General features: G+C 73.5%; 3 protein-coding genes and 1 pseudogene. 3 read left to right on the forward strand and 1 reads right to left on the reverse strand.

Annotated elements, in window-relative coordinates; all coding sequences use genetic code 11:
- Positions 1–1,357, reverse strand: a 1,357-nt coding sequence (locus ACVMLK_RS20105) for a DEAD/DEAH box helicase (RefSeq protein ID WP_457487426.1), incomplete at its 3' end; no start/stop codon positions are given.
- Positions 1,358–1,655: 298 nt separating this feature from the next.
- On the opposite strand from ACVMLK_RS20105, the gene ACVMLK_RS20110 reads away from it, so the two are divergent.
- The 3 genes and pseudogenes from ACVMLK_RS20110 to ACVMLK_RS20120 all read left to right on the forward strand — a co-directional run.
- Positions 1,656–2,354, forward strand: a complete 699-nt coding sequence (locus ACVMLK_RS20110; RefSeq protein ID WP_457487425.1) for an alpha/beta fold hydrolase — start codon at positions 1,656–1,658, stop codon at positions 2,352–2,354.
- An 85-nt stretch (positions 2,355–2,439) separates the two neighbouring features.
- Positions 2,440–3,522 (forward strand): glycosyl hydrolase family 8, encoded by a 1,083-nt coding sequence (locus ACVMLK_RS20115; protein ID WP_422922795.1) that lies wholly within the window; start codon positions 2,440–2,442, stop codon positions 3,520–3,522.
- Positions 3,523–3,607: 85 nt separating this feature from the next.
- Positions 3,608–3,885, forward strand: a pseudogene (locus ACVMLK_RS20120) (hypothetical protein); the annotation flags it as partial.

The raw sequence follows: 3,885 nt of genomic DNA on the forward strand, positions 1-3,885 counted from the left end.
CGCCTCGGCCGGCCTCGCGCCGGGGGCGATCCCCGCCGCGACCCTCGCCAGCCCGGCTGTCACCGCCGCGGCCCTTGCCGGTGCTGCGGCCCCGGCCCCGGCCACCGCGCGGCGCGCTCGCCGCCTCGGCCAGCTCCTCGGCGGAGACGGTGTCCAGCCCCTCGATCTCGATGCGCGGGATCGGCTTGCCGGTCAGCGCCTCGATGGCGGCGACGAGCTTCACGTCATCCGCCGTGGCGAGGGTGAAGGCATGGCCCTCCCGCCCCGCCCGGCCGGTGCGGCCGATGCGGTGGACATAGTCCTCGTCGCGGAACGGCACGTCGAAGTTGAAGACATGGCTGAGGCCGCCGATGTCGATGCCGCGCGCCGCGACGTCGGAGCAGACCAGCAGGCGCAGCTCGCCGGCCTTGAACTTCTCCAGCGTGGCGAAGCGCACCGACTGCGGCAGGTCGCCATGCAGCGCGCCGACGGCGAAGCCATGCTTCGACAGGCTCTTGTAGAGCACGTCCACATCGCGCTTGCGATTGCAGAAGATCAGGGCGTTCTGCACGTCCTGCGAGCGGATCAGCCGCCGCAGCGCCTCGCGCTTGTCGTGCGGCTGCACGAAGGCGAGGCCGGCGGTGATGGTCGTCGCCACCGAGGCGGGGGCCGACACGGTGATGGTCTTCGGGTTCTGCAGGAAGGCGTCGGCCAGCTTGCGGATCTCGGGCGCCATGGTGGCCGAGAAGAACAGCGTCTGGCGCAGCGGCGGCAGCAGCGAGACGATGCGCTCGACATCGGGGATGAACCCCATGTCCAGCATGCGGTCGGCCTCGTCGATCACCAGCACCTTGCAATCGGCCAGCATGACGCGGCCGCGCTCGAACAGGTCGAGCAGCCGGCCCGGCGTCGCGATCAGCACGTCCACGCCCTTGTCGAGCACGTCGCGCTGGTCGGACATGCTCTCGCCGCCGATCAGCAGGGCATGGGTCAGCTTCATGTGCTGCCCGTACTTGACGAAGTTCTCGGCCACCTGGAGCGCCAGCTCGCGCGTCGGCTCCAGGATCAGGCTGCGCGGCATGCGGGCCTTGGCGCGGGAGCCGGCCAGGATGTCCATCATCGGCAGCACGAAGCTGGCGGTCTTGCCGGTGCCGGTCTGGGCGCAGCCGAGCACGTCACGGCCCATCAGCACGACCGGGATGGCCTGCTCCTGGATCGGGGTCGGGTGCACATAGCCCGCCTCGGCCACGCCGCGCAGCAGCGCCTCGGACAGGCCGAGATCGGCGAAGACGGCGCGCGGGCCGGCCTCCGGCGTCTCCCCTGGCTCCTCTCCCGGTCCATCCTCCGGGTCGGGCGGCTCGGCGGCGGCCACGGCCACGGACCCGTCCGGGTGCGGCGCGGCGGCATCCGCCGGCGCCGGGGCAACCGGGGCCGGGGTGGTCAGGGCGTCGGAATACTCATCTTCGGCCACGCGGTGCGCGGCCGCATCGGGCTGATCGCTCAAGGGCAGTCGGTTCCTTCGCCGGACATGCGGCGGGATGCGTGCCGGCGACCGCGCGGAGCCCGCGCAGCCCTCTCTCCGGCAATGGTCACGGGGATATGCGCCGACCGGCCCGGCTTGGCAAGGTTCTCGACGGCTTGCGGCCGCGCGGAGGGCGGGGTAGCGGAGGAGGGTGATGCCCGCGCGACACGATCTCCTCCTGCTGCCCGGCCTGCTCTGCGACGGGCGCCTCTGGCGCGACCAGGTCGCCGGCCTGGCCGGCCTCGCCGCCTGCCAGGTGGCGGACCTGACGCGCGACGACACGCTGCACGGCATGGCGGCACGGGCGCTGGCCGCCGCGCCGCCCCGCTTCGCCCTGGCCGGCCTGTCGATGGGCGGCTATGTCGCCTTCGAGATCCTGCGCCAGGCGCCGGAGCGGGTGACGCGGCTGGCGCTGTTCGACACCTCGGCCCGCCCGGACACCGAGGAGGCCTCGCGCCGCCGGCGTGGCCTGATGGCGCTGACCCGCACCGGCCAGTTCAGGGGCGTGACGCCACGCCTGCTGCCCAGCCTGCTGCATCCCGACCACGTCGCCGGACCGCTCGGCGCGGAGGTGCGGGCGATGGCCGACCGCGTCGGGCGCGACGCCTTCCTGCGCCAGCAGCTCGCCATCCTGCACCGGCCGGATTCGCGGCCCATGCTGCCCGGCATCGGCGTGCCGACGCTGGTGGCGGTGGGCGAACAGGACGTGCTGACGCCGCCCGAGCTGGCCGAGGAGATGGCCGCGGGCATTCCGGGCGCCCGGCTGGCCCGCCTGCCGGGGGCCGGCCACCTGCCCACCATGGAGCGGCCGGCCGAGAGCACCGCCCTGCTGCGCGACTGGCTGCTGGGCTGAGGCGGCCGGGCTGAAGCAGCTGGGCTGAGGCGGCGGGCCCCCGCCGATTCATGGTCTTGAAAGGCGGCCGGCCTAGCCTGCCGGCATGGTCCCGACCCCCACACGACGGCATTTGCTGAGTGGACTGACGCTGGCCGCGCTGCCGGAGCCGGCCCGGGCCACGCCGGGGATGCCCCGCGCCGGCACGGCGGCGCCGCCGGAAGGGCTCGCCGCCTGGGGGCAGTTCCGCCAGGCGCTGCTGCGGCCCGAGGGCCGGGTGGTGGACACCGGCAACCAGGGCATCTCGCATTCCGAGGGGCAGGGCTGGGCGATGTTCTGCGCCGAGCGCTGCGACGACCGCGCCAGCTTCGACCGGCTGTGGGACTGGACGCGCCGCACCCTGGCACGGCCGAACGACCGGCTGCTGGCCTGGCGCTTCCAGCCGGGCGCGCCGCAGCCGGTGGCCGACCGCAACAACGCCACGGACGGCGACATCTTCGCCGCCGCCGCCCTGCTGCTGGCCGCGCAGCGCTGGGCCGAGCCACGCTATGCCGAGGCCGGCGGCGCCATGGCGCAGGACGTGCTGCGGCTGCTGGTGCGGCAGGTCGCCGGTCGGGTGCTGCTGCTGCCCGGCCTGCACGGCTTCGAGGAAGCCGAGAGCATCATCGTCAACCCCTCCTACTACGCCTTCCCGCTGCTCGGCGTGCTGGCCCGCGCGGTGCCGGACCCGCTCTGGCTGCGGCTGGCGGCGGACGGGCTGGAACTGTTGCGGCAGGCGCGATTCGGCCGCTGGAACCTGGCGCCCGACTGGCTGCAGATCGACCGGCGCAGCGGCGCGCTCCGCCTGCCCGGACGCTGGCCGCCCCGCTTCTCCTACGATGCCCTGCGGGTTCCCTTCTATCTCTGCTGGGCGGGGCTGGCGGAGGAGCCGGTCTGCCGCGCGGCGGCCCGCTTCTGGACCGATCCCGCCCACCGGCATGTCCCGGTCTGGGCCGACCTGACCAGCGATGCCGTCTCGCCCTATCCGGCGCCGCCCGGCCTGCAGGCGGTGACGCGCTTCGTGGCGGTCCGCACCGGGCAGGGCTCCGGCGGCGGCCCCCTGCTCAAGGCGGAAAGGCCCTACCAGTACTACCCGGAGATCCTGCGGGTGATGGTCCTGCTGGCCGCCGCGGATTCACCGTCTGGTTGAATGATGCCAGAAATTCGCACGAAAACTCTAGCTCTCCTAGGGTTCATCACAATACATTCCCGCAACGGCTGTGTTAGAGGGGCTTATGAGCGCGAAACAGGACGCGGATGTGGATCGAATCGCGTCGATGTTGCATATGCCGTTCTGGCGCTACCGTTCCTATGGCAATCTGCCGGTGCGGCGGTCTCTCTCGCCCGCGCCCCTTCCGGATGTGCAGGTGCCGCCCGCCGGGACACCGGCTCCGGAGCCCCCGGCCCCGGCGGCTTCCCTTCCTCTCGCCGCCGCCACCGCCGAGACGCCTCCGCTGATGGCGCAACTGGCGCCTGCCCCCGCGAGACCGCCCGCCGGCGGTCCGCCGCCGTA

This window comes from Teichococcus aerofrigidensis, assembly GCF_054073225.1.

What these genes read in the sequence shown, in the direction of transcription:
- ACVMLK_RS20110 (WP_457487425.1), top strand. Translation starts at nt 1,656, where the DNA reads ATGCCCGCGCGACACGATCTCCTCCTGCTGCCCGGCCTGCTCTGCGAC.
- ACVMLK_RS20115 (WP_422922795.1), top strand. Translation starts at nt 2,440, where the DNA reads ATGGTCCCGACCCCCACACGACGGCATTTGCTGAGTGGACTGACGCTG.